The sequence below is a fragment of the Methylobrevis pamukkalensis genome, from assembly GCF_001720135.1.
Classification (GTDB): domain Bacteria; phylum Pseudomonadota; class Alphaproteobacteria; order Rhizobiales; family Pleomorphomonadaceae; genus Methylobrevis; species Methylobrevis pamukkalensis.
On the sequence record NZ_MCRJ01000072.1, the window covers coordinates 1 to 23,116 of the forward strand.

At 69.6% G+C, this 23,116-nt stretch carries 21 protein-coding genes and 3 pseudogenes; 14 read left to right on the forward strand and 10 right to left on the reverse strand.

Features of this window, described 5'->3' with window-relative positions; genetic code table 11:
* Together A6302_RS23000 and A6302_RS12690 are read left to right on the forward strand one after the other, a co-directional pair.
* Positions 1-856, forward strand: an 856-nt coding sequence (locus tag A6302_RS23000) for a type ISP restriction/modification enzyme (protein ID WP_342586271.1), incomplete at its 5' end; no start/stop codon positions are given.
* On the forward strand, positions 843-1,085 hold the full coding sequence (locus tag A6302_RS12690) for a hypothetical protein (RefSeq protein ID WP_069307341.1): 243 nt from the start codon (positions 843-845) through the stop codon (positions 1,083-1,085). The genes A6302_RS23000 and A6302_RS12690, both read left to right, overlap by 14 nt.
* 375 nt (positions 1,086-1,460) lie before the next feature.
* Here the strand turns inward: A6302_RS12690 and kdsA are convergent, their stop codons facing one another.
* The 4 genes and pseudogenes from kdsA to galE all read right to left on the reverse strand — a co-directional run bounded on the left by kdsA (position 1,461) and on the right by galE (position 5,425).
* Positions 1,461-2,309 (reverse strand): 3-deoxy-8-phosphooctulonate synthase, encoded by an 849-nt coding sequence (kdsA, locus tag A6302_RS12695; RefSeq protein ID WP_069307342.1) that lies wholly within the window; start codon positions 2,307-2,309, stop codon positions 1,461-1,463.
* A 111-nt stretch (positions 2,310-2,420) separates the two neighbouring features.
* Positions 2,421-3,161, reverse strand: a complete 741-nt coding sequence (locus tag A6302_RS12700) for a DUF3750 domain-containing protein (protein ID WP_069307343.1) — start codon at positions 3,159-3,161, stop codon at positions 2,421-2,423.
* A gap of 152 nt (positions 3,162-3,313) precedes the next feature.
* Complete coding sequence (locus A6302_RS12705) at positions 3,314-4,288, reverse strand: KpsF/GutQ family sugar-phosphate isomerase (protein ID WP_069307344.1); 975 nt, start codon at positions 4,286-4,288, stop codon at positions 3,314-3,316.
* Positions 4,289-4,433: 145 nt separating this feature from the next.
* Positions 4,434-5,425 (reverse strand): annotated as a pseudogene (galE, locus tag A6302_RS12710) (UDP-glucose 4-epimerase GalE).
* 266 nt (positions 5,426-5,691) lie between these two features.
* Between galE and A6302_RS12715 the strand changes: the two are divergent.
* Together A6302_RS12715 and A6302_RS12720 are read left to right on the forward strand one after the other, a co-directional pair.
* Positions 5,692-6,633, forward strand: a complete 942-nt coding sequence (locus tag A6302_RS12715) for a response regulator (RefSeq protein WP_069307345.1) — start codon at positions 5,692-5,694, stop codon at positions 6,631-6,633.
* Positions 6,582-6,854, forward strand: a complete 273-nt coding sequence (locus A6302_RS12720; protein WP_069307346.1) for a hypothetical protein — start codon at positions 6,582-6,584, stop codon at positions 6,852-6,854. The genes A6302_RS12715 and A6302_RS12720 overlap by 52 nt, the downstream gene beginning before the upstream one ends.
* A gap of 37 nt (positions 6,855-6,891) precedes the next feature.
* Here A6302_RS12720 and ppk2 read toward each other — a convergent pair whose 3' ends face one another.
* Positions 6,892-7,860 carry a polyphosphate kinase 2 gene (gene ppk2, locus A6302_RS12725; RefSeq protein WP_245294052.1) on the reverse strand — a complete coding sequence of 323 codons (969 nt, stop codon included), beginning with the start codon at positions 7,858-7,860 and terminating at the stop codon, positions 6,892-6,894.
* Positions 7,861-8,077: 217 nt separating this feature from the next.
* Between ppk2 and A6302_RS12730 the strand changes: the two genes are divergently transcribed.
* The 8 genes and pseudogenes from A6302_RS12730 (at position 8,078) to phoB (ending at position 15,965) form a co-directional block, all read left to right on the forward strand.
* On the forward strand, positions 8,078-9,202 hold the full coding sequence (locus tag A6302_RS12730) for a histidine kinase dimerization/phospho-acceptor domain-containing protein (protein ID WP_069307347.1): 1,125 nt from the start codon (positions 8,078-8,080) through the stop codon (positions 9,200-9,202).
* On the forward strand, positions 9,154-9,423 hold the full coding sequence (locus tag A6302_RS24535) for an ATP-binding protein (protein ID WP_069307348.1): 270 nt from the start codon (positions 9,154-9,156) through the stop codon (positions 9,421-9,423). Before A6302_RS12730 ends, A6302_RS24535 begins: the two co-directional genes overlap by 49 nt.
* A gap of 155 nt (positions 9,424-9,578) precedes the next feature.
* Positions 9,579-10,616 carry a substrate-binding domain-containing protein gene (locus tag A6302_RS12740; RefSeq protein ID WP_069307349.1) on the forward strand — a complete coding sequence of 346 codons (1,038 nt, stop codon included), beginning with the start codon at positions 9,579-9,581 and terminating at the stop codon, positions 10,614-10,616.
* A gap of 159 nt (positions 10,617-10,775) precedes the next feature.
* Positions 10,776-12,158, forward strand: a complete 1,383-nt coding sequence (gene pstC / locus A6302_RS12745; protein WP_069307350.1) for a phosphate ABC transporter permease subunit PstC — start codon at positions 10,776-10,778, stop codon at positions 12,156-12,158.
* 10 nt (positions 12,159-12,168) lie between these two features.
* A complete protein-coding gene (gene pstA / locus A6302_RS12750) occupies positions 12,169-13,455 on the forward strand; it encodes a phosphate ABC transporter permease PstA (RefSeq protein WP_069307351.1) in 1,287 nt (428 codons plus the stop codon).
* Between the two features lie 48 nt (positions 13,456-13,503).
* Positions 13,504-14,340: a phosphate ABC transporter ATP-binding protein PstB gene (gene pstB, locus A6302_RS12755; protein ID WP_083255739.1), complete on the forward strand. Its 837-nt coding sequence runs from the start codon at positions 13,504-13,506 to the stop codon at positions 14,338-14,340.
* Positions 14,341-14,416: 76 nt separating this feature from the next.
* Positions 14,417-15,130 carry a phosphate signaling complex protein PhoU gene (phoU, locus tag A6302_RS12760; protein ID WP_069307353.1) on the forward strand — a complete coding sequence of 238 codons (714 nt, stop codon included), beginning with the start codon at positions 14,417-14,419 and terminating at the stop codon, positions 15,128-15,130.
* A gap of 140 nt (positions 15,131-15,270) precedes the next feature.
* A pseudogene (gene phoB / locus A6302_RS12765) lies at positions 15,271-15,965 on the forward strand (phosphate regulon transcriptional regulator PhoB).
* 69 nt (positions 15,966-16,034) lie between these two features.
* Here the strand turns inward: phoB and A6302_RS12770 are convergent.
* From A6302_RS12770 to A6302_RS12780, 3 genes and pseudogenes are all read right to left on the reverse strand, one after another.
* Positions 16,035-17,030 carry an Hsp33 family molecular chaperone gene (locus A6302_RS12770; RefSeq protein WP_069307354.1) on the reverse strand — a complete coding sequence of 332 codons (996 nt, stop codon included), beginning with the start codon at positions 17,028-17,030 and terminating at the stop codon, positions 16,035-16,037.
* A gap of 180 nt (positions 17,031-17,210) precedes the next feature.
* Positions 17,211-18,140, reverse strand: coding sequence for an ornithine carbamoyltransferase (gene argF / locus A6302_RS12775; RefSeq protein ID WP_069307355.1), 930 nt, complete (start codon positions 18,138-18,140; stop codon positions 17,211-17,213).
* Positions 18,137-19,344 (reverse strand): annotated as a pseudogene (locus A6302_RS12780) (acetylornithine transaminase). The gene argF and the pseudogene A6302_RS12780 overlap by 4 nt, the downstream one beginning before the upstream one ends.
* 587 nt (positions 19,345-19,931) lie before the next feature.
* Here A6302_RS12780 and A6302_RS12785 point away from each other — a divergent pair.
* On the forward strand, positions 19,932-20,438 hold the full coding sequence (locus A6302_RS12785; RefSeq protein WP_069307356.1) for a GcrA family cell cycle regulator: 507 nt from the start codon (positions 19,932-19,934) through the stop codon (positions 20,436-20,438).
* Positions 20,439-20,471: 33 nt separating this feature from the next.
* Here A6302_RS12785 and A6302_RS12790 read toward each other — a convergent pair whose 3' ends face one another.
* Together A6302_RS12790 and A6302_RS12795 are read right to left on the reverse strand one after the other, a co-directional pair.
* Positions 20,472-21,170: an alpha/beta family hydrolase gene (locus tag A6302_RS12790; protein ID WP_069307357.1), complete on the reverse strand. Its 699-nt coding sequence runs from the start codon at positions 21,168-21,170 to the stop codon at positions 20,472-20,474.
* A 2-nt stretch (positions 21,171-21,172) separates the two neighbouring features.
* Positions 21,173-21,922, reverse strand: coding sequence for a transporter substrate-binding domain-containing protein (locus tag A6302_RS12795; protein ID WP_169833577.1), 750 nt, complete (start codon positions 21,920-21,922; stop codon positions 21,173-21,175).
* A 441-nt stretch (positions 21,923-22,363) separates the two neighbouring features.
* On the opposite strand from A6302_RS12795, the gene A6302_RS12800 reads away from it, so the two are divergent.
* The coding region (locus tag A6302_RS12800) for a hypothetical protein (protein WP_210183327.1) at positions 22,364-23,116 on the forward strand (753 nt) is incomplete at its 3' end.

Here is a 23,116-nt window from a genome sequence, read left to right on the forward strand (position 1 = left end):
TAATGGCCCGGCGCTGACGCTGTCTGCTGCGCTGCCTGATTTGCATCACTACAATGGTCGTGGCGGTCGCGTGTACCCGCTCTGGGCCAATGCCGAGGCAACACAGCCGAACGCCACTTCTGTCGTCCTCGCCCATCTGGCCGAAGCCTACGGCCACGATGTCCCTGCCCCTGACCTGATGGCCTACATCGCCGCCGTGCTGGCGCATCCGGCCTTCACCGCGCGGTTTCAGGATGACCTGAAGCAGCCGGGCCTGCGTGTGCCGGTCACTGCCGATGCCGGCCTCTTCGCCGAGGCCGTGGCGATCGGCCGCGAGGTGATCTGGCTGCACACCTACGGCGAGCGTTTTGACGATGCAGGGGCCGGGCGACCGCACCAGCCGCCGCGCCTCGAAAAATCGCTCGCGCCGGTCATTCCGGTCGGCGGGGCGATCCCCGGCGCGCCGGAGCCGCTGCCCGAAACCATGGACTATGACCCCGCGACCCGCCGGCTCACCGTCGGCAAGGGGCATATCGACAACGTCATGCCGGAGGTGTTGGCCTACGAGGTCTCGGGCAAGGCGGTCGTGCGGCAGTGGTTCAGCTACCGCCGCCGCGACCGCACGCGCCCGCAGATCGGCGACCGCCGGCCGCCGTCGCCGCTCGATGCGATCCAGCCGGACCATTGGCCGGGCGAGTACACCACCGACCTGATGAACCTCCTGCACGTGCTGGGCCGGCTTGTGCTGCTGGAGCCGCGGCAGGCGGCGCTGATGGAACAAATCCTTGGACAGCCGCTTCTGAGCGTTGCGAACCTCGGCCTCGCATCCGAAAATGCGGAGGTGACCAACAAGGATGCGCCGGATGGCCCAGCTTGACATGTTTGCCGGTGCGGCGCCGGCCCAGAAGGTGGCCACGGCCGATCCGGACCGCGTTCGCCGCAAGCTGGCGGCGATGCTGGACGAGGCGCGCGACGCGGGCGCGGACGGGCTGCCGCTCAAGCGCCGCCGGCTGATCGAGACGCTCGTGCCGCAGATGACGCGCTGGCTGCCGGACGCCGAGGCCGAGGCGATCCGGCAGGCCTTCGGCGAGGCGCTCGCGGCCTGATCGTGTGCCATCCTCTCCGTCGTAATCCCTCGAAGGCGGGGATGACGATGGAGCGCGCGGGAATGACGAGGGCGAGGGTGCGCGGCAGAGGGCACGGCCTCTCTGCCGTCATTGCCGGGCCTGACCCGGCAACCCACTGGCCTCTCCGCCTGGCGCCGCCTATCTTTCTGTTATGTCATGATTTTCCTGCCGAGCACTCCGGCTGCAGCGCGGCCATTGGGTCGCCGGGTCAGGCCCGGCGATGACGGAGAAAGGCTGAAAATCCCAACGCTCCCTTGTCCGCGCCGAACCGGACGGCAGAACGCCTCGCGGGGATGACGAGGGAGAGCGCGGCGGTGACGATGGGGCGGGCGCGCGGTGAACGTGCCCCCCCCCTCAATACCCTTGGCGCAGGCTCCGGTGCTTCGCCACCTTGTCCAGCGCCACGAGGTCGGCGAGGAAGCCCGGGATCCAGGTCAGCGGCAGCATGTTGGGGCCGTCGGAGGGGGCGTTGTCGGGGTCGTCGTGGGCTTCGGCGAAGACGGCGGAGCAGCCGACCGCGACCGCCGCGCGGGCGAGCGCCGGGGCATAGTCGCGTTTTCCCCCCGAGCTGTTGCCGCGCCCGCCCGGCTCCTGCACCGAATGGGTGGCGTCGAACACCACCGGATAGCCGGTCTCGGCCATGATCGGCAGGCCGCGGAAGTCGGAGACGAGCGTCTGGTAGCCGAAGGAGGTGCCGCGATCGCAGAGCAGGATGTTCCCGTTGCCGGTGGAGGCGATCTTCTCGGCGACGTTGGCCATGTCCCACGGCGCGAGGAACTGGCCCTTCTTGACGTTGATCACCCGGCCGGTCTCGCCGGCGGCGACCAGCAGGTCGGTCTGGCGGGAGAGGAAGGCGGGGATCTGCAGGATGTCCACCACCTCGGCGGCGCGCCGCGCCTGCTCGATGTCGTGGATGTCGGTCAGCACCGGGCAACCGAAGGTGTCGCGCACCTCGGCGAGGATGGCGAGGCCGGCCTCGATGCCGACGCCGCGGGTGCCCTTCAGCGAGGTGCGGTTGGCCTTGTCGTAGGAGGCCTTGAATACGAAGGGCACGCCGGCCTTCTTCGTTTCCGCGTCGAGGAAGGCGCCGATCTTCAGCGCATGCTCGCGGCTTTCGATCTGGCAGGGGCCGGAGATCAGCACGAAGGGCCGGTCGTTGGCGAAGGTGACGCCGCCGGCGGAAACGGGCTTCGGGCTGGTCATGACGGTCGGGCTCCTCGTGCGGCTCTGGTTGCCCCTATGTAGACGAGCGGGCGCCCGAGTGCGAGGGGGCCGAGTGCCGACGGCAGGCGTGAGGCGGGACGGGCTCTGCCGTCAGGCCGGGGCCATGCCGAGCCGGCCCCAGCCGGGCAGCTTCAGCGCCGGGCGGCGCAGGTCGAGGCCGGCGACGAGGCCGAGGAGATTGAGCTCCGCCCCTTCCACCCAGCCGAGCGTGACGCCGAACACCCCGCCGAGCGAGACTTGCAGCCCGGTGCCGCTGACGCTGCGCCCGGCATAGAGCAGGCTGCCGCGATAGTCCTTGCCGAGGGCGGTCGGCAGCAGGGCGGGCGCCAGCGCCGGCACCTCGCTGGCGAGATGGGCGACGAAGGTGTTGGAATTCGGCCCCGGCCAGGCGCGGTAGCTGCCGCGCAGGCCGTGCGGATAGTCGGCGACCGCGCGGGTGATCGCCGGCACCGCGTCGGCCGCCGCCGGCCCGGTGAGGGTCAGCAGGATCTCCGGCTCGTTGCCATACCAGCGCCCGTCCGGCACCCGGTGATTGGTGCGCACCGGCTCGCCCCAGCCGACCACGTCGTAGCGGGTGTAGGTCGCCGCCCCCGCCGGCTTCATCACCACCCAGCTGTGGTGGGCGAAGATGCTGCGCCAGTTGCCGACCCTTGCCGCCATCACATGCACCACCGCCTCGTCGGCGACGGCCGCCGCCGGCAGGATCCCGGCCGACGACCAGTCCGCCCCCGACCACGTGCCCGGCCAGCCGGATGTCCAGCGCCACAGGGCATGGGAGGAGAGCGGAAGGACGAAGAGGACGAGCAGGACGAGGAGGGCGAAGCGGCGCATGGGCGGTCCGGGAGGGGCGGAGGAAGGCGGGGCAGCCGACGCCGGATCGTCGCGGCGACATGTGGCGAATGCATGGTCAGATCGTGCGCCGGCTGCGAAGGTCAACGGCGGATCTTCCATGCACGCGCGCGCCCGTCCGGTCCGCGCCCCCCTCAGGCGAGACCGGCGCGCAGCAGGTCGAGCATGTGCAGGATGCCGATCGGCTTGCCGTTGTCGACGGCGAACAGCACGCTGATCTTGCCGCGCTGCATGACCTCCAGCGCCTCGGTGGCGATGGCGTCGCCGCGGATCACCTTCGGCTCGCGGGTCATGATGTCCGCGACGCGCTGGTCGAGCAGGCCGCCGGTCATGTGGCGGCGCAGGTCGCCGTCGGTGACGATGCCGATGAAGTCGCCCTTGTCATCGACGATGCCGACGACGCCGAAGCCGCTCGACGTCATCACCATGATCGCCTCGCTCACCGAGGCGGAGGGCGGCAGCAGCGGGACCCGCTCGCCCTTGTGCATCAGGTCGCGCACGTAGGTGAGACGCGCGCCGAGGCGCCCGCCCGGGTGGAACACCTTGAAGTCGCCCGCCGAAAAGCCCTTGCGCTCCAGCAGGCAGATCGCGAGCGCGTCGCCGACCACGAGCTGCAGCGTGGTGGAGGTGGTGGGGGCAAGCCCGTGCGGGCAGGCCTCCTCGATCTGCGGCAGCAGCAGCACGGCGCTCGCCGCCCGCGCGAGGCTGGAGGCCGGCCGTGAGGTCATGGCGATCAACGGCACGGCGAAGCGCTTGGCATAGGTCAGGATGTTGGCAAGTTCCGAGGTCTCGCCGGACCAGGAGATGGCAAGGATCACGTCCTCGGTGCGGATCATGCCGAGATCGCCGTGGCTGGCCTCGGTCGGGTGCACGAAATAGGCGGCGGTGCCGGTGGAGGCGAAGGTGGCGGCCAGCTTGCGGCCGATGTGGCCGCTCTTGCCGACGCCGACGACGATCAGCCGACCGCTCGATCCGGCAATCAGCTCCACCGCCCGGCGCAGGCTGCGGCCCAGCGCCCCCTTCTCGATCTGCTGGCGAACCCGGTCGATCGCCCGGCTGGCGAGATCGAGGGTCCGCAGCGCCGATGTCTCGATGGTCTGGTCTGTCATGGGCTGGCGTTTCCGCTCCGCGGCTCAGGCCGCATTGTCGTTGCCGCGGTCGTGCCGGGTCCGTCGAACCGGACCGCGCCGAGACTGCGGAGGCGGTACGCCGGGCAGCGAGGCCGTCCGGCGGCGGGTCGGGGCCGACGACGGGTCAGGGCCGGCTGTTGCGCTTCTGCAGCGCCGCTTCCCAGGCGAGCGCGTGGCCGACGATGGCGTCGAGGTCCTGATATTGCGGCGTCCAGCCGAGAAGATCGCGGATGCGGCTGGAATCGGCCACCAGCGAGGCCGGGTCGCCGGCGCGCCGGCCGGTGATCTCGACCGGAAAGTCGGCGCCGGAGACGCGCTTCACCGCGTCGATCACCTCCAGCACCGAATAGCCCTCGCCGTAGCCGCAGTTGGCCGTGAGGCTCTCGCCGCCGCCCATCAGGTGGGCCAGCGCCAGCACGTGGGCCTCGATCAGGTCGGAGACGTGGATGTAGTCGCGCAGGCAGGTGCCGTCCGGGGTCGGATAGTCGGTGCCGAACACGCTCATGCCGGCGCGCAGGCCGTGGGCGGCCTGCGAGGCGATCTTGATCAGATGCGTGGCGTCCTTCGTCGACTGGCCGGTGCGGCCCTGCGGATCGGCGCCGGCCACGTTGAAGTAGCGCAGCACGGCGTAGCGCAGGCCGTGGGCGGCGGCGGTGTCGCGCAGCATCACCTCGGTCATCAGCTTCGACCAGCCATAGGGCGAGACAGGCGCCGGCGGCGTCGTCTCGTCGATCGGCACCTTTGCCGGCTCGCCGTAGACGGCGCCGTGGAGGAGAACAGGAAGGACGTCACCCCGCCGCGCACCGCCGCGGCGAGCAGCGCGCGCGAGTTCACGGTGTTGTTGCGATAGTATTTCAGCGGGTCGGACACCGACTCCGGCACGATGATCGAGCCGGCGAAATGGGCGATCGCGTCGATGCCGAATTCGCCGATCAGGCGGCCGACCAGCGCCTCGTCGCCGATGTCACCGACCACGAGTTGGGCAGGATCGGGCAGGACCGCGTCGAAACCTGTGGACAGATCGTCGAGGACGATGACGGTCTCTCCGCGGTCGACCAGCGCGTGGACCATGTGGCTGCCTATATAGCCCGCCCCGCCGGTGACCAGGATCGCCATCAGTCTCTCTCCCTGTGAAGCCGCGGAAATCCCGACGTTTCCGCCGAGGGACCCCGCGCGTCATAGCGGTTGCCCCGCCGGGTTGGCAATGGCATCCCGGCCGGGGGCCGCTCCGGCGCCGGCGCGAGGGGCGCGATGGCGGCAGGAACCGGTGCCGCGGGCCTGTGCATAAGATCCGCGACAATCTTGCCATTCACCACGCGGTCGCAGACCTTGCCACAAGTGATTTGGCGGCGGTGCTTTCTTCGCCGGGCGGAGTTCTGTGCATGAGCGGGTCCTTCGATTCCACGTCCGACGGGCAGATGCGCGAGGGCAACCTCCGGCGCCTCGTTGCCGTCGGCCCGGACGCGGAACTGCCCGCCCGCCGCCGCATCCGCGTGCTCTGCGTGGAGGACGATCCGGAGGACGTGTTCCTCCTCGACCGCTACCTCAAGGGGCTGGCCCTCCACGAGGCCGAAGTGGTGTTCGCCGCCTCGCTCGGCGAGGCGCGCGAGCATATCCAGGCGGCGCGGTTCGACGTCTGCCTCTGCGACTTCTGGCTCGGCTGCGAAACGACCATGCCGCTGATCGACGAGATCCGGCTGTCGCTGGGCGGCTGCCCGATCGTGCTGATGTCTTCGCTCGACAACGAGGACATCGAGCTGATCGGCCGGCGGTCCGGCACCTGCGGCTTCATCGGCAAGGCCGATCTTTCCAGCGCCTCGCTCGATCGCATCCTCGCCACCATCCTGCCGCGCCGCGCGGCGGTCGTCAGCGACGAGAGCGAGGACGAGGTGCAGACCTGGCTGCGCGCCCTGCTCGCCAGCCTCGACAAGATCCACGCGGCCTCGTCGCTGGCCCTCGTCGATCCGGGCGGCGGCCTCGATCATCTGGCCGAGCAGCTTCTGGGCGACATCGAGGCCGATTCCAGCGAGATCCGCCAGGACATCGTCGCCAAGCTGCTCGCCTTCGAGAAGGCCGCCCGCAGCCGGGCGCGCCACGCCCTGTTCGACGTCGTCCCCGGCATCGTCGATGTCGTCGATCAGTTGACGCCGCGGCTGGATGGCCGCAGCCGGGGCGAGATGCATTTCCTCGTGCCGCGCATGCCGATCCGGGTCGAGGGCGCGCCGGAGCTGTTCGCCGACCTGCTGCAGGGCTTCCTCGCCGAGCGCTCGACATGGCGCTCGCCGGCTTCGACGTCGCCATCGAGCCGGCGATCCGGGCGATGAGCTTCGAGCTGACCGTGCGCGCCGCCGACTTCCGCGGCCGCGGGCATGAGGGCGACGACGAGGCGGGCTGTGCCGACGAGGCCCGGGCCCATGCGCTGGCCGAGGTCCGCCGCCTCGTGGTGCGCACGCTGGCGGCCAGCTGCGACGGGCACGTGCGCATCGGCGCCGCCGGCGGCCTTCCGGTCGCCGTCCTGTCCGTGCCCCTGCGCCGCGCCGACTGACGCCCGCCCTGGCGGCCGGCGGTCGCCGGCCGCGTCCTCAGCCCTTGCCGAGACCGAGGAACTTCGGCCCGCTGCCGAGAATCTGCGCGTCGATCGTGCCGATCGCCCTTGCGTCCTTGTCCGGATAGTCGATCCGGCCCAGCAGGTGGCGGATGACGTCGAGCCGGGCCCGGCGCTTGTCGTTGGCACGGGCGATGATCCACGGCGAGGACTTCATGTGCGTTTCCCGCAGCATGCGGTCGCGGGCGGCGGTGTAGTCGTCGAACATCGTCAGCGCCTTGACGTCCATCGGCGACAGTTTCCAGATCTTCAGCGGGTCGTGGCGCCGGTCGTGGAAGCGCTTCAGCTGCATTTCCCGGCCGATGTCGATCCAGTACTTCAGGAGAATGATGCCGTCCTTGACCAGCATGTCCTCGAATTCCTTGGTGGCCTTCAGGAAGTGCCGGTATTCCTCCGGCGTGCAGAAGCCCATCACCTGCTCGACGCCGGCCCGGTTGTACCAGGAGCGGTCGAACAGCACGAATTCGCCGCGGGTCGGGAACTGGTCGACGTAGCGCTGGAAATACCACTGGCCGCGCTCGGCCTCGGTGGGCCTCGGCAGCGCCACGATCCGGGCCGACCGCGGGTTCATGTACTGGCGGATGGCGCCGATCGTTCCGCCCTTGCCGGCCGCATCGCGGCCCTCGAACAGGGCGATCACCCGCAGCCCGGCATTGGCCACATGCCGCTGCGCCTTGACGAGCTCGATCTGCAGCGCCTCCAGCTCCCGTGCGTAGACCGTCTTGTCGAGCTTCTCCTTGTAGGGATAGCCGCCCGAGGCGAGCGCGCGATCCTCGAGGGCCTCGGGAAATCGCGGATCCTCCAGGTCGAACGGCTCGCCGGACACCTCGATCACCGGCACCTCGCCGAGGCCCGGGGCGGGAACGGGCGTCCAGCTCCGGCGCCCGGCGATCGCGGTCTCGTTATCCATGACCTCGGTCTTCTTCTTCGTCCTGCCGTTCGCCATCAACCGGCCGCTCCTGTGTCCATTGTTATCGATCCGTCGTGTCGCGATGTTAGCAAGGTCCTTCGCCGTACGCGAGAATCACGGCCGGAATGTCGCCGCGGCCGGTCTCGTCACTGGATTGCCGGCTAAGGAACGCCCAGGTAGGATTGTCTGGAGGACGCCGGCTTCCGCCGCGCCCTGCCGCAGCGACGACCGGCGACACGAGGGAGGGGGCGCAATGCCCGCAAGCGAAGACGAGCAGCGGCAACCGGGCACCGGCGCGCGCATGCTGGCGCGGCTGCGCCAGGCGCGCCTTGCGCTGGTCGTGCTGGCGGCCGGCTGCGTCCTGCTGTCCCTGGAGCCCGAGGTCGGCCCGGTCCACCTTTTCGCGCTGTTTGCCGCCGTGCTCGTGGTCGTGCTGGTGTCGGGATCCGTGCCGGAGATCCTGCGCCGCGCCGATCCGCCGACCCGCCCGGCGGCCTCGATCTGGCCGGACACGAGCATGAAGATGCTGGTCGAGGCGCTGCCCGACCCCTGTTTCATTGCCGACCGCAACGGCATCCTGCGCTACGCCAACAAGGCCGCCGTGGCGAGCTTCGGCCCGGCGCGCCCGGGCGATCCCCTGTCGTTCAAGCTGCGCGTGCCCGAACTGCTCGCCGCCGTCGATCGCACGGGACGGGGCGGGGTCGTCGAGACGATCCGCTTCACCGACCGCAACCCCACCGAACGCTTCTTCGAGGCGGCGATTTCCGCGGTGCGCCTCGGCCGGATCGAGGGCAAGGTCGACTTCGTGCTGATCCGCCTGTCGGACCGGACGGACCTCGTCCGCATGGAGCGGATGCGGGGCGACTTCATCGCCAACGCCAGCCATGAACTGCGCACCCCGCTCGCCTCGCTCAAGGGCTTCGTCGAGACCCTGCTCGGACCGGCCCGCAACGACGAGGTCAACCGCGAGCGCTTCCTGCGGATCATGCTCGAGCAGGGCGAGCGCATGGCCCGCCTGATCGACGACCTGCTGTCGCTGAGCCGGATCGAGATGAAGGCCCATGTCCAGCCGGACCGGGCGGTCGATCTGGAGGCGGTGCTGCGCCACACGCTCGGCCTGCTTGAGACACTCGCCCGCGAGAACGGCACCGAGATCGTCGTCGAGCGCGGCGAGGGGCCCTTCGTGGTGCGCGGCGACCAGGACGAGCTGGTGCAGGTGCTGTCCAACCTCGTGGAGAACGCGGTGAAATACGGCCGGGAGGGCGGCCGCGTCGAGATCGGCCTTGCCCGGGTGCGGGACCGGACGGAACCCCTGGCGCCGAGATCAGCGTGCGCGACGACGGACCCGGCATCGAGGCCGAGCACCTGCCGCGGCTGACCGAGCGCTTCTATCGGGTCGACGTCGACCGTTCGCGCGCGCGCAAGGGCACCGGCCTCGGCCTCGCGATCGTCAAGCATATCGTCACCCGGCATCGGGGACGCCTGTCGATCCGGTCGAAGGCCGGGGAAGGCGCCGTCTTCGCCGTGTGGATCGAACTTGCCGATTTCGGGGGCATTCCGGCGCCTCTCGAGAAACCAGTTTCAGAAACAAATACTTAGTCTGTCATAAAACTGTAGATGAACTGTCATAGAAGGGTCGTGCGAGGTCGATACTCAAGAGCTGTCGGCCAGTCCAAGCGACGGCCGGTCGAGTTCGATGGCCAGCGCCAGTCGCGCGCCATGGCCTTCCCAAGAATGACAGGGAGTTCCCCAAGATGAAATTCACCAGCTACGCGAGCGCCATCGCCATCGCCGCGGCGACCGTTTCCTTCGCCGGCGTTGCCGAAGCCCGCGACCAGATCCGCATCGTGGGTTCCTCGACCGTGTTCCCCTACACCCAGGCGGTGGCCGAACAGTTCGCGGCCTCGACCGGCGGCGCGGCCCCGGTCGTCGAGTCGACCGGCACCGGCGGCGGCATGAAGATCTTCTGTGGCGGCGTCGGCGTCGACCAGGCTGACATCACCGGCGCCTCGCGCGCCATGAAGAAGTCGGAATTCGAAGACTGCCAGAAGAACGGCGTGACCTCGGTCACCGAAGTCCTGCTCGGCTACGACGGCCTCTCGATCGCCCATGCCCGCTCGGGCAAGAGCTTCCCGCTGACCAAGGCGCAGATCTTCCAGGCGCTCGCCTCGAAGGTTGAAGTCGACGGCAAGATCGTCGACAACCCCTACAAGATGTGGAACGAGATCGACGCCTCCTTCCCGGCGGCCGCGATCACCGTGTTCGGCCCGCCGCCGACGTCCGGCACCCGCGACGCCTTCGTCGAGCTGGTGATGCACGAAGGTTGCGACACCTTCCCGGCGATCAAGGCTCTCGGCAAGGAAGAGAAGGCCGAAGTCTGCGAGCGCATGCGCCAGGACGGTCCGTTCATCGAAGCCGGTGAGAACGACAACCTGATCGTGCAGCGCCTCGAGGCCGATCCGAACGCCCTCGGCATCTTCGGCTACTCGTTCCTCTACGAGAACACCGACAAGCTGGTCGGCGTCGCCATCGACGGCGTTGCCCCGTCCACCGAGACGATCGCCGACGGCTCCTACGCCGTGTCGCGCCCGCTGTTCGTCTACATCAAGAACGCCCACCGCGGCGTGATCCCGGGCCTCGAGGAATTCGTCACCGAATACACCTCCGAGGAAGCCTTCGGTGAAGGCGGCTATCTCTCCGAGCGCGGCCTGATCCCGCTGTCGGCCGAGAAGCGTGAAGCCGTCCGTGCCGCCGTCGCCGGCAGCACCGCGATGGAAGCTCCGAACTCCTGATCTCAGGACGTCTGAACGAGGCGGTCGCCCTTTTCGGGCGGCCGCCTTTCTTGCGGGGGCGCCGTCGCCGCGTGTCGTGATGCCCGTGCCGCAGGCCGGTCCCCGTGTGGACCCTCGGCAGGTCATCGCATCAAGCACTCATCATTCCGGGGGCAGATCGTGGTCGGCTATTCGCTGCTACTCATCGTCATCCTGTCGCTCGTCGCCTACTATGTCGGGCGCGGCTCGGCCAGGCGCTTCGCCGGTGGGGCCGGCAGCGACAAGGTCCATTCGCTTCCCGGTTACCACGGCGCCTTCATCGCCGTCTGGGTCGGCATTCCGGCCTTCGTGCTGGTCGTGCTCTGGGCGTCCTTCCAGGGCGCGATGCTCGACAATCTCGTCATTTCCAGCCTGCCGCAGGCGTTCACCGACGGAAAGTCGCCGGCCGAGCTCAATCTCGCCCTGTCCGAGATCCGCAATCTCGCGTCGGGCCGGATCTTCGGAGAGCCTGCACCGGAGATCCGGGCGGCCGCCGAGCGGCTTCTCGCCTGGCAGCACATCGCCAGCTGGGCGATGGTCGTGGTCGCGGCGGCGCTGATGATCCTCGTGCTGGTCTTTGCGCGCACACGGATCGCCCCGCGCTTCCGGGCCCGCAACAATGTGGAGCGCGTCCTCTCCGCGCTGATGGTCTTCTGCTCGGTCGTGGCGATCCTCACCACGGTCGGCATCATCGTCTCGCTGCTCTACGAGTCGATCGCCTTCTTCCGTCTCGTGCCGATCCACGAGTTCCTGTTCGGGCTCAAGTGGGAGCCGCAGATCGCCATCCGCGCCGACCAGGTCGCCGGTGCCGGTGCCTTCGGGGCGGTCCCGGTCTTCGCCGGCACCCTGCTGATTTCCGCAATCGCGCTCATCGTCGCCATTCCGATCGGCCTGTTCACGGCGATCTACCTCGTCGAATACGCCGACGACCGGGTGCGCAACGTGGTCAAGCCGATCATGGAGATCCTGGCCGGCATCCCGACCGTCGTGTTCGGCTTCTTCGCCGTGCTGACCGTCGCTCCGGCGATCCGCGAGGCCGGCGGCCTGATGGGCATCGCCACCTCGCCCAACAGCGCCCTCGCCGCGGGCTTCGTCATGGGCATCATGATCATCCCGTTCATCTCGTCGCTGTCGGACGACGCGCTGCGCTCGGTGCCCCGGGCCATGCGCGACGGCTCCCTCGCCATGGGTGCGACCGCGTCGGAGACGATGACCAAGGTGCTGCTGCCGGCCGCCCTCCCGGGCATCATGGGCGGCATCCTGCTCGCCGCCAGCCGCGCCATCGGCGAGACCATGATCGTGGTCATGGCCGCCGGCCTGATCGCGACGCTGACGATCAACCCGATGGACTCGGTGACGACCGTCACCGTGCAGATCGTGTCGATGCTGATCGGCGACACATCCTTCGACAGCCCGAAGACGCTTGCCGCCTTCGCCCTTGGCCTCGTGCTCTTCATCGTCACGCTGGGGTTGAACATCCTCGCGCTGCAGATCGTGAAGAAGTACCGCGAACAGTACGAATAAGGAGGGACCGATGTCGGAAACAGCCCTTACCGGTCCCGTCGACTGGACCTCGGACCAGGCCGCCGGCCGCCGCCGCAGCCGCCACGCCGCCAACCGCCGCCTGCAGTTCTACGGCATTGCCGCCATCTCGACGGCGGTCGGCCTGCTCGGCATCCTGATCGCGACTCTGGTGATCGGCGGCTACCCCGCCTTCTTCCAGACCAAGCTGACGATCGACTTCCCGATCAAGGCCGAGTATGTCGACGCAGCCGATCCGGCTGCCGGCAACTACCGCAACGTGGTGCGGGATGCCCTGCGCGAACTGGCTCCGGAGGCAACCACCCCGGCGCAGCAGCGCCAGCTCGGCCAGCTGCTCACCAACAACGCCCAGTTCTTCGTCCGCGATGCGGTCGTCGCCAATCCGTCGGTCATCGGCCGCACGCTGACGCTGACGCTGCCGGCGGCCGACCCGATCGACCAGCTCAACAAGGGCCTGATCGACCGGGACCTGCCCGAAAGCCAGCGCCGGGTGAACGATCTCCAGCTCGGCTACTATGACACGCTGGTGGCCGGCGGCCGGGTCTCGGCGCCCTTCAACTGGGCGCTGTTCTTCAACTCCGACAGCCGGTTCCCGGAACTTGCCGGTCTGGCCGGCGCGATCACCGGCTCCTTCTACGCGCTGCTGATCTGCTTCCTGATCAGCTTCCCGGTCGGTATCGCCGCGGCGATCTACCTGGAGGAGTTCGCCCCGCGCAACCGGTGGACCTACCTGATCGAGGTCAACATCAACAATCTCGCGGCCGTGCCGTCGATCGTGTTCGGTCTGCTCGGCCTGGCGGTGTTCATCCAGATCTTCGGCATTCCGCGCTCCGCGCCGCTCGCCGGCGGCATGGTGCTCGCGCTGATGACCCTGCCGACGATGATCATCGTCACCCGCAACGCGCTGAAGGCGGTGCCGCCGTCGATCCGCGAGGGCGCCCTGGGGGTCGGTGCCTCCAAGCATCAGGTGATCATGCACCACGTGCTGCCGCTGGCCCTGCCGGGCATCCTCACCGGCACGATCATCGGCCTTGCCCAGGCGCTGGGCGAGACGGCCCCGCTGCTGCTCGTCGGCATGAACGCCTTCATCACCAGCCCGCCTGGTGGCATTCTCGAAGCCTCGACCGCGCTGCCCACCCAGATCTTCATCTGGGCCGACAGCCCGGAGCGCGGCTTCACCTCCCGAACCTCGGCCGGCATCCTCGTCCTGCTCGGCTTCCTCATCGTGATGAACGGCATCGCCATCTTCCTTCGCCAGCGCCTCGAACGCCGCTGGTAAGCGAAGGCTGCCCCACGTCACCTCTCGATCGCACAAGGAATGACTGCCATGGCTGACGTAGCGCTTGCCACCCGGGATGTTCCCACGCCGGAATTCCAGACGGTTCGCACCCCGGATCCCCACCCGCGCCCGACCAAGGTCAAGGCCGACAACGTCAAGGTGTTCTACGGCCAGAAGCAGGCGCTGAACGGCGTCAGCATCGACATCCCGGTGAAGTCGGTCACCGCCTTCATCGGGCCGTCGGGCTGCGGCAAGTCCACCTTCCTGCGCTGCCTCAACCGGATGAACGACACCATCGACGGCTGCCGGGTCGAGGGCGAGATCCTGCTCGACAACCGCGACATCTACGACGCCTCGCTTGACGTCGTCGAACTGCGCGCCCGGGTCGGCATGGTGTTCCAGAAGCCGAACCCGTTCCCCAAGTCGATCTTCGACAATGTCGCCTACGGCCCCAAGATCCACGGTCTTGCCCGCTCGAAGGCGGAGCTAGAGGAGATCGTCGTCTCCAGCCTGCAGAAGGCCTCGCTGTTCAACGAGGTGAAGGACCGCCTGCACGAGCCGGGCACGGGTCTCTCCGGCGGCCAGCAGCAGCGTCTGTGCATCGCCCGCACGATCGCCGTCAGCCCCGACGTGATCCTGATGGACGAGCCCTGCTCGGCGCTCGATCCGATCGCCACCGCCAAGGTGGAGGAGCTGATCGACGAACTGCGCGAGAACTTCACGATCGTGATCGTGACCCACTCGATGCAGCAGGCCGCCCGCGTCTCGCAGCGCACCGCCTTCTTCCATCTCGGCACCCTGGTGGAGGAAGGTCCGACCGACCATGTCTTCACCAATCCGAGCGAACGCCGGACCCAGGATTACATCACGGGCCGTTTCGGCTGATCCATGCGGGATCGCCGGAGCGCGGTTCGACCAGAGACACACCGGCGCCGAAAGGCCCGGACGAGGGAGTTGGACAATGTCGGAACATACTGTCTCGGCCTATGAGGAAGAACTGCGTGTGCTCGCCGGCAAGATTGCCGAGATGGGCGGGCTTGCGGAGATCCTCGTCGCCGACGCCGTCAAGGCCCTGACCCGCGGCGACCTTGCGCTCGCCAAGCGGGTCATCCCGGAAGACCGCCGGCTCGACCAGATGCAGCGCGAGATCGAGGACGCGGCGATCCTGGTGATCGCACGGCGCCAGCCGATGGCGAGCGACCTGCGCGAGGTCGTCTCCTTCCTGCGCATCGCCAACGATCTGGAACGGATCGGCGACCTTGCCAAGAACATCGCCAAGCGCGTGATCGCCATCGACGGCCAGATGATCAGCAAGAAGCTGACCGTCGGCCTCGACCACATGGCCGAAATCGCCCTGCAGCAGCTCAACAGCGTCCTCGATGCCTACGGCAACAAGGACGACGCTCTGGCGCTCGAGGTGCGGCTGGGCGACGACGAGATCGACGCCCTCTACACCTCGCTGTTCCGCGAACTTCTCACCTACATGATGGAAGATCCGCGCAACATCAGCCAGTGCACCCACCTTCTGTTCTGCGCCAAGAACCTGGAGCGGATCGGCGATCACGCCACCAACGTCGCCGAAACCGTGCACTATGTGATCACGGGCGAGATGATGGATCCGGACCGGCCGAAGGCCGACACCACCAGCCTCGAGCGCGTCGCGCTGCCGGGCTGAACGACCACGGTCGCCCGCGCTGCACGGAGCTCAATCCGGCCCGGCGGATCCGCCGGGCTGGCGCCAAGCCGCCCTGGAGTTGAGGCCCACCACAGGCTCCGACCGGATCCTGCGCCGGAACAAGACAGAGCAACACACCCATGCCGAAGGTCCTGATCGTCGAAGATGAAGAGCCGGTCAGCCTGCTGCTGCGCTACAATCTGGAAGCCGAGGGTTTCGAGGTCGAGTCCTGCGTGCGCGGCGACGAGGCGGAGATCCGCCTGCGCGAGATGACGCCGGATCTCGTGCTGCTGGACTGGATGCTGCCCGGCCTGTCCGGCATCGAGCTTTGCCGCCGCTGCGCCAGCGCCCGGAAACCGAGCGCGTGCCGGTGATCATGCTCACCGCCCGCGGCGAGGAGCAGGAGCGCGTCCGCGGCCTCGCCACCGGCGCCGACGACTATGTGGTGAAACCCTTCTCGGTCGCCGAGCTGATGGCCCGGGTCAAGGCGATCCTGCGCCGGGCCAAGCCCGAGAGCCTGTCGTCGCAGCTTGTCGCCGGCGACATCGAGCTCGACCGCGAGACCCACCGCGTCCGCCGCGCCGGCCGCGAGGTCCACCTCGGCCCGACCGAGTTCAAGCTGCTGGAATTCCTGATGCAGAGCCCGGGCCGGGTGTTCGCCCGCGAGCAGCTGCTCGACGGCGTCTGGGGCCACGACGTCTACGTCGACGAACGCACGGTCGACGTCCACGTCGGCCGCCTGCGCAAGTCGATCAACCGCGCCAATTCCAAGGACCCGATCCGCACCGTCCGCGGCGCCGGCTACGCCTTCGACGACCAGTTCGCCCGCGGCTGAGGCCCGGCCGGACAAGGTTCAGCACGAGACCATCAGCGCGGTGCGGCTTCGCCCGCGCTGATGCCTTTTTCAGCTCTCGTCGTCCCCGAACGTCGCCGGATCGAAGTCGTAGGCGGTCGAGCAGAATTCGCAGACCACCTGGATCGTGCCGTCCTTGACCATGTCGCGGCGGTCGTCGGGCGTGAAGCTCGTCAGCATCTCGGTGACCTTGTCGCGCGAGCAGCGGCAGCGCTCGGTCACGGGATGCGGATCGAACACGCGCACGCCGCGCTCGTGGAACAGCCGGAACAGCAGCCGCTCGGCCGACACGTCCGGATCGGTCAGTTCGTGGTCGGCGATGGTGCCGACCAGCGAGGAGACCTCCGTCCAGGCGTCGTCGTCGTCCACCGGCTCGGCATAGACGTCGTCCGGCGCATCGCCGGGGTCGAGGTCGCGGGTCGGAATCCGGTCGGGGTTCTCGGGCAGGAACTGCACCATCAGCCCGCCGGCCCGCCACGCATGGCGCGCCTTGCCGCCGTCGCCGCGGGTCAGCACCTCGGCGACCGCGAGCCGGACCCTGGTCGGGATCTGCTCGGATTGCGCGAAATACTGGTGCGCGGCATCCTCCAGCGACCGGCCGTCAAGCGGCACGACGCCCTGGTAGCGGCTCATGTCCGGCCCCTGGTCCACGGTCATCGCCAGATGGCCGTTGCCCAGAAGCTCGGCCGGGCTGGTGCGGCCCTCGGCGATCGCCACGGCCACCTCCTCGGCGTCGAAGCGGGCACAGGCGCGCACGCCGTCGGGGGCGGTGAAGTCGACCACCAGCATGTGCACCGGACCGTCGCTGCGGGTCTGGAAGATGAAGCGGCCGTCGAACTTCAGCGACGAGCCGAGCAGCACCGTCAGCGCCACCGCCTCGCCGAGCAGGCGGGCGATCGGCTCCGGATAGGCGTGCCGCTCGAGGATGCGGTCGAGCGCGTCGCCCAGATGAACAGTGCGGCCCCGGGCGTCGAGCGCGTCGACCTGGAAGGGCAGGATGATGTCGGAGGACACGCCGGGGGCGGTCGTCGCAGGAAAGTCGGTCATCGCTGTGGTTCCGTGATGCCGCCGGCGGCGGGAGAGAGGCCGGTCGCGAGGGCGCTGATGAAGGCGCTGATATGGAAACGCGGCCGGGCCCCCGCAACGGCGCGGCCGGCAGGCCAGCCATGCCCGATGCGGCCGGCCCTGTTCGGGAAGGCGGCCCGACAGCGCCGGGAGCAGGCGGCGTCAGCTGGCGCCGAAGCACCAGGAGAGCACGCCCTTCTGGGCATGAAGCCGGTTCTCGGCCTCGTCGAACACCACCGAACGCGGACCGTCCATGATCGAGGAGGTCACCTCCTCCTCGCGGTGGGCGGGCAGGCAGTGCATGAAGATGGCGTCGTCGGCGGCCACCGCCATCAGGCGGTCGTTGACCTGATAGGGCTGGAGCAGGTTGTGGCGGCGCTCGGTCTCGCTGTCGCCCATCGACACCCAGCAGTCGGTGACGATGCAGTCGGCGCCCTCCGCCGCCTCGAAGGCGTCGGTGCCGACGTGGACGTTGGCGCCGTTGGCGCGCGCCCACTCCACCGGACCCGCGCGCAGGGCGAGTTCGGGCGGCGTGGCGATACGCAGCTCGAAGCCGAAGCGGGCGCTGGCGTGCACCCAGGAGGCGAGCACGTTGTTGCCGTCGCCGACCCAGGCCACCTTGCGCCCGGCAATCGGGCCACGGTGTTCCTCGAAGGTCATCACGTCGGCCATGATCTGGCAGGGATGCGACTGGCGGGTGAGGCCGTTGATCACCGGCACGGTGGCATGGGCGGCCAGCTCGGCGAGCGCCTCCTCGTCGAGGATGCGGATCATGATCGCGTCCACATAGCGCGACAGCACCCGCGCCGTGTCGGCGATGGTCTCGCCGCGGCCGAGCTGCATTTCCGCGCCGGTCAGCATCAGCGTCTCGCCGCCGAGCTCGCGCATGCCGACGTCGAAGGAGATGCGGGTGCGGGTCGAGGGCTGCTCGAACACCATCGCCAGCACCTTGCCGGCGAGCGGGCCGTCGCCGCGGTGCACGCCGTTGCGCACGGCCTTGAGGGCGCGCGAATGGTCGATGATCGACCGGAGATCGGCCGCGGAAACGTCCGTCAGGTCGAGGAAATGCCGGGGGGAGGGCCGGGCGCTCATGACGTCGCCCTCGCCGCCTGCTCGATGCGGCCGGCCGCGGCCTCGAGCCGCACCAGCGCCGCGTCGACCTCGCTCTCGCCGATCGTCAGCGGCGGCAGCAGACGCACGACATTGTCGCCGGCCGGAACGCCGATCATGCGCTCGGCGCGCAGCGCCGCGGCCACCTCGGCGGCCGGCGCCACGCATTTGAGGCCGACCAGAAGACCCTCGCCGCGCACGGCGGCGAACACGGCCGGATGGCCGTCGACCAGCGCCGCCAGCTTCTGCTTGAGCAGCAGGCCGGTCTCGCGCACATGGTCGAGGAAGCCGGGGGCCAGCACCACGTCGAGCACGGCATTGCCGACCGCCATCGCCAGCGGATTGCCGCCGAAGGTGGTGCCATGGGTACCGGGGATCATCGCCGCCGAGGCCTCCTCGGTGGCAAGGCAGGCGCCGACGGGGAAGCCGCCGCCGAGGCCCTTGGCCGAGGCGAGGATGTCGGGGGCGATGCCGCTCCACTCGTAGGCGAACAGCTTGCCGGTGCGCCCGATGCCGGTCTGCACCTCGTCGAACACCAGCAGGATGCCCTCGGCGTCGCAGATCTCGCGCAGCGCCCGCAGCACCGCATGGGGCACGGGGCGCACGCCGCCCTCGCCCTGCACCGGCTCGATCAGGATTGCCGCCGTCTCGGGGCCGACCATGGCGCGCACGGCGTCAAGGTCGGCGAAGGGCACCTGGTCGAAGCCCTCGACCTTCGGGCCGAAGCCTTCGAGATATTTCGCCTGGCCGCCGGCGGCGATGGTGGCCAGCGTCCGGCCATGGAAGGCGCCCTCGAAGGTGATGATGCGGATCCGCTCGGGATTGCCGCGGGCGTAGTGATAGCGCCGCGCGGTCTTGATCGCCGCCTCCAGCGCCTCCGCGCCGGAATTGCAGAAGAACACCCGGTCGGCGAAGGTTTCCGCCACCAGCCGCGCGCCGAGGCGGGTCTGCTCGGGGATCTCGAACAGGTTCGACGTGTGCCACAGCTTGCCGGCCTGGCGGGTCAGCGCCTCGACCAGATGGGGATGGGAGTGGCCGAGCGCATTGACGGCGATGCCGGCGCCGAAGTCGAGCCAGGCGTTGCGTCGGTGTCGTAGAGCCACGCGCCCTCGCCTCGCTCGAAGGCGACAGTCGCGCGCGAGAAGGTCGAATAGAGCGGCGATGTGGCGGTCGGTTGCGTGGTCATCGGATCCCGGAGGCTCTGGTGTCGGTCGATCCCGGCTCCGGCGGCAGGGCCAGACGCGGCATGCCGGCCCTTTCGGGCGGGGGAGGCCGGAAAATCTCAAGGCCGCACCCCGGTTTCGGCGGTACGGCCCTGTCGGCGCCCGTATACCATGCGGGCCCGAGGGACTGTCAATGTCCGTGCCGTGAAAACCGCATGAAAGCGCCGGATTCCCGCCTCTGGCACCGTTCGGCCGCCCCTGTCGGGGCATCGCGGCCGCCGGGGATGCCCCGCTGCGGCGGCATGCGCGGGAAGCGCCCTCCGGAGGCCGGTCCGGCCTGCTTCGGCCGCTTGTCAACGCAGGGGTCAAGCCCCACATTATTTGGGGAAAAGTATTTTGAGGCGGCAGGCGCGGGACCGGCGGCGTTGCCACGGAGTCAGCCGATATTGTAGGTTCCCGGTCAGTTGCCACGACATCTCGTGGCCCCGACGGCCTTATGAGGCGTATCTCGTCATCTGTGTCCTGACGGTGCGGTGATCCCGTGCCCGAGCGTTCCCGCATCTGCGGGACGGATGGCGAAGGATTCAGCCTCCAAGATGGAGAAGCTCAAGTGACCGAACTGTCCTGGACAGACGAGCGTGTCGAGCGGCTGAAGACCCTCTGGGCGGAGGGTCTGAGCGCAAGCCAGATCGCGGCCGAACTCAGCGGTGTCACCCGCAACGCCGTCATCGGCAAGGTTCATCGGCTGGGACTGTCCGGCCGCGCCAAGCCGCAGAACCAGGTGGCCGGCGCCCGGCCGCGCAAGGCGCGCGAGCCGAGCCATCCGATGCGCCCGGCCGCGCCGATCACCATCGGCAACCTCGCCGTCAAGGCCGAGCCGGAAGCCGCCCCGGAAGCCAAGGCGAAAGACGCCCCGGTGCCGGAAGTGGTCGCCTTCGAGCGCGCGACGATCCTCACGCTGACCGAGCAGACCTGCAAGTGGCCGATCGGTGATCCGAGCCGCGACGACTTCTTCTTCTGCGGTCGCCGGTCGGATGTCGGCATTCCCTATTGCGCCCATCACGCCCGCATCGCCTACCAGCCGGCCCACGACCGCCGCCAGCGCAAGGCGAGCTGACGCAAGGATCCACGGCTGCCCGGCCGCCGCGCGTCAGGTGGCGAGCGTCGCGGCAAAGGCCGCGACCCGTGCTGCCGCGGCGTCCAGATGCCCGTCGAGGCTTTCGCCGCTGCGGGCGCGGGGCTTCAGGTGGTGGTCGCCGTCGGCAAACTCCACGACGGTCACGCTGTCCGGCAGGCCCTCGGCCCTGAGGTCGGCGCCGCTGCCGAACGGGTCGCGGCTGCCCTGCAGCACCAGCATCGGCCGCAGGCAGGCGAGCAGCGGCGCCCGCCGCAGGTCGTCCTGTTTGCGAGGGTCCGGCCTTCCGGATGCCGGTTTTCCGGGTGGCCGCAGCGGATAGCCCCAGCACACCACCCCCGCGATCGACCTGGCGGCCTCGGCGTCCCCCGCCAGCATCGCGGCGACCCGCCCGCCGAGCGACTTGCCGCCCGCCAGCAGCGGCGCCGCCGGATCGATGGCGTGCCCCTCCAGTCCTTCCCTCACTGCGTCCAGCGCGCTGCGGAACTCGCCGATGAGGCGGTCGCCCCGTGGTGGCGGCCGGCGCGCGCCGGCGCGGCGCATCGCCATGTAGGCGAACTCGAAGCGCACCACCGTGACGCCCGCGGCGGCGACCTTGCCCGCGAACGTCGTCATCAGCGGTGCGTCCATCGGCAGGCCGGCGCCATGGGCGAGAAGCAGCGTGGGACCCGGCCCGTACGCGCGATCGACGAGGAAACGGTCATCCCGCGCCATCCTCAGTAGATCCCGACCGGGAAGAAGCGGCGGTAGAGATCGTCGAGCCGCTGCTGCTGGTCGAGCCGCACCAGCGCCGCATCGAGGAAGACGGCAAGATCCCGGTCCTCGCGGCGCACGGCGATCCGCAGCGCGCCGGGAAAATAGGCGGTCTCCACATAGGCCGCGCCGGCCAGCCGGCAGCAGCCCTTGGCGGCCGGTCCCGTCAGCCAGAAACCCAGCGACAGGCTGTCGCCGAACACCGCGTCGACCTTTTCTGAAGCCAGCGCCGCGAGCGCCTCTTCCTGCGCTACAAAGCCGATCCGCCGGCTGCCGGGGAAGAAGTCGCGCAGGTAGTCCTCGTAGCGCGAGCCGGTCACGACGCCGACGGCAAAGCCGGACAGGGTCTCGGGAATGGCGTCGCCGGCAAACGAGGTGCGGGTCACGAAGCGGGCGGGCAGGCGCAGATAGGGCTGGGTGAAGGCGAGCGTCTCGCGCGCCGCCGCCGTGTCGGCGAGCCCCGCGATCGCCGCGTCCGCCTCGTTGGCAGCGAGTGCCCCGGCCAGTTCCTCGAACGGGCGAACCTGGATGGTGCAGGCGACGGCAGCCTGCCGGCACAGCGTCCGGGCCAGCTCGACGTTGTAGCCGATCAGCCGGCCGCCGCCGTCGGTGAAGTTGAACGGCGGGAAGTCGTCGCTGGTGACGAAGCGGATCACGCCGGGCCGGGCCGGCTGTTCGGCGGCGACAAGCCCGGGGTCGATGAGCCGCGGCACGATCCCGTCCTCCGCCGCGCGGACGCCGAAAGCTCCGAAGGCGAAACTTGCGACGAGAACAGCGACGAGTTGCAACAAAGCGATTGAAGGTCGCGGGGACTCTGCATTACGCTTCATGCGGGAACTCCGGTTGCGGCCGGAGCGGGGCAGATCGCGGCGGCGGATCGATATTTCGGGTCCGGGCCGCTGCACGCAACATGAAAATCGCATCGGGATGCCGGCGGACCGGCGTCGGTTGGCTGATCATGGCCGCCGCATCCCGTCTTTCGAGGCCGGCCGGGCATTTCGGCAGGGCAGCGGGGCACGCGGATGTGGGGACCGCCCGAGGGAGGTGGCACCGGCAGTCCGGACCGGTTCGGGGCTCTCGTCCCTGCATCGGACGATCCCGCGTCGCTCGCCGATCCCGCGACCCGGGCAACGGAGACAGCGACGGATCCGGCGGTGTCTCCGCCCTCGCGGGCCGGGCCGTCCGGCAGCAACGTGATCCGGCTGCTCGGCGACGCCGGGCTGGAGGCCGACGTCCTCGCCTTCCTCCACCGCCTTGCCACCGAAACCGGACGGGCGCCACTCGACATCGTCGCCGGCCTCGGCCTCGTCGACGCCGACCGCCTGAACGCGGCCCTTGCCGCACGGCTCGGCGTGGGGCGGCTGTCGCCGGCGATGCTCGATCTGCTCGACGCCGTGGCGCCGCGCTGGGAAGGGCCGATCGCCGCAGCCCTGGTCGCCGAGGGGCTGGAGGGCGCGCGGCCCGGCCTCGTGATCGGCATGACCGTCGAGGCTGCCGAGGCCGGGCGGACGGCCGTCCTGCTCGCCCGGATGCCGGGTCTGGCCACCCGTGTCCATCTGCTGGCCCCGCGCGCCGCACGGCGCCGTCTGGTGGTGTGGGATCTCGGGACGGTGCCGCTGGCCGCGCTGGAGGACACCGTGCGCCGCGGTTTCGGCACCGACGGCCTCGCGCGCCATCCGTCCGTCGGGCCGGCGGCCTTCCATCGCCTCGTTGCGGAGCGCTACGGCCTCGACTTCGCCGACCTGTCGCGCCGGGCTGGCAGCTGTCGGGCGCGGCGCGGATCACGCCGGCGGTGGCGCCGGGGCGCGCGTGGCCCGCGCCGTCGATCCGACAGGGCGCGAGGTGCTGCTCTGCGCGCCGCGGCCGGGCGCCGTCGCCGCCGATCTCCACCGCCTGCTGTCCGACAA

Bases quoted from the DNA above. Each gene is read 5' to 3' on its own strand.
- A6302_RS12690 (WP_069307341.1), top strand. From the start codon at position 843: ATGGCCCAGCTTGACATGTTTGCCGGTGCGGCGCCGGCCCAGAAGGTG.
- kdsA (WP_069307342.1), bottom strand. From the start codon at position 2,309: ATGACCAGCCCGAAGCCCGTTTCCGCCGGCGGCGTCACCTTCGCCAAC.
- A6302_RS12700 (WP_069307343.1), bottom strand. From the start codon at position 3,161: ATGCGCCGCTTCGCCCTCCTCGTCCTGCTCGTCCTCTTCGTCCTTCCG.
- A6302_RS12705 (WP_069307344.1), bottom strand. From the start codon at position 4,288: ATGACAGACCAGACCATCGAGACATCGGCGCTGCGGACCCTCGATCTC.
- A6302_RS12715 (WP_069307345.1), top strand. From the start codon at position 5,692: ATGAGCGGGTCCTTCGATTCCACGTCCGACGGGCAGATGCGCGAGGGC.
- A6302_RS12720 (WP_069307346.1), top strand. From the start codon at position 6,582: ATGGCGCTCGCCGGCTTCGACGTCGCCATCGAGCCGGCGATCCGGGCG.
- ppk2 (WP_245294052.1), bottom strand. From the start codon at position 7,860: ATGGCGAACGGCAGGACGAAGAAGAAGACCGAGGTCATGGATAACGAG.
- A6302_RS12730 (WP_069307347.1), top strand. From the start codon at position 8,078: ATGCCCGCAAGCGAAGACGAGCAGCGGCAACCGGGCACCGGCGCGCGC.
- A6302_RS12740 (WP_069307349.1), top strand. From the start codon at position 9,579: ATGAAATTCACCAGCTACGCGAGCGCCATCGCCATCGCCGCGGCGACC.
- pstA (WP_069307351.1), top strand. From the start codon at position 12,169: ATGTCGGAAACAGCCCTTACCGGTCCCGTCGACTGGACCTCGGACCAG.
- pstB (WP_083255739.1), top strand. From the start codon at position 13,504: ATGGCTGACGTAGCGCTTGCCACCCGGGATGTTCCCACGCCGGAATTC.
- phoU (WP_069307353.1), top strand. From the start codon at position 14,417: ATGTCGGAACATACTGTCTCGGCCTATGAGGAAGAACTGCGTGTGCTC.
- A6302_RS12770 (WP_069307354.1), bottom strand. From the start codon at position 17,030: ATGACCGACTTTCCTGCGACGACCGCCCCCGGCGTGTCCTCCGACATC.
- argF (WP_069307355.1), bottom strand. From the start codon at position 18,140: ATGAGCGCCCGGCCCTCCCCCCGGCATTTCCTCGACCTGACGGACGTT.
- A6302_RS12790 (WP_069307357.1), bottom strand. From the start codon at position 21,170: ATGGCGCGGGATGACCGTTTCCTCGTCGATCGCGCGTACGGGCCGGGT.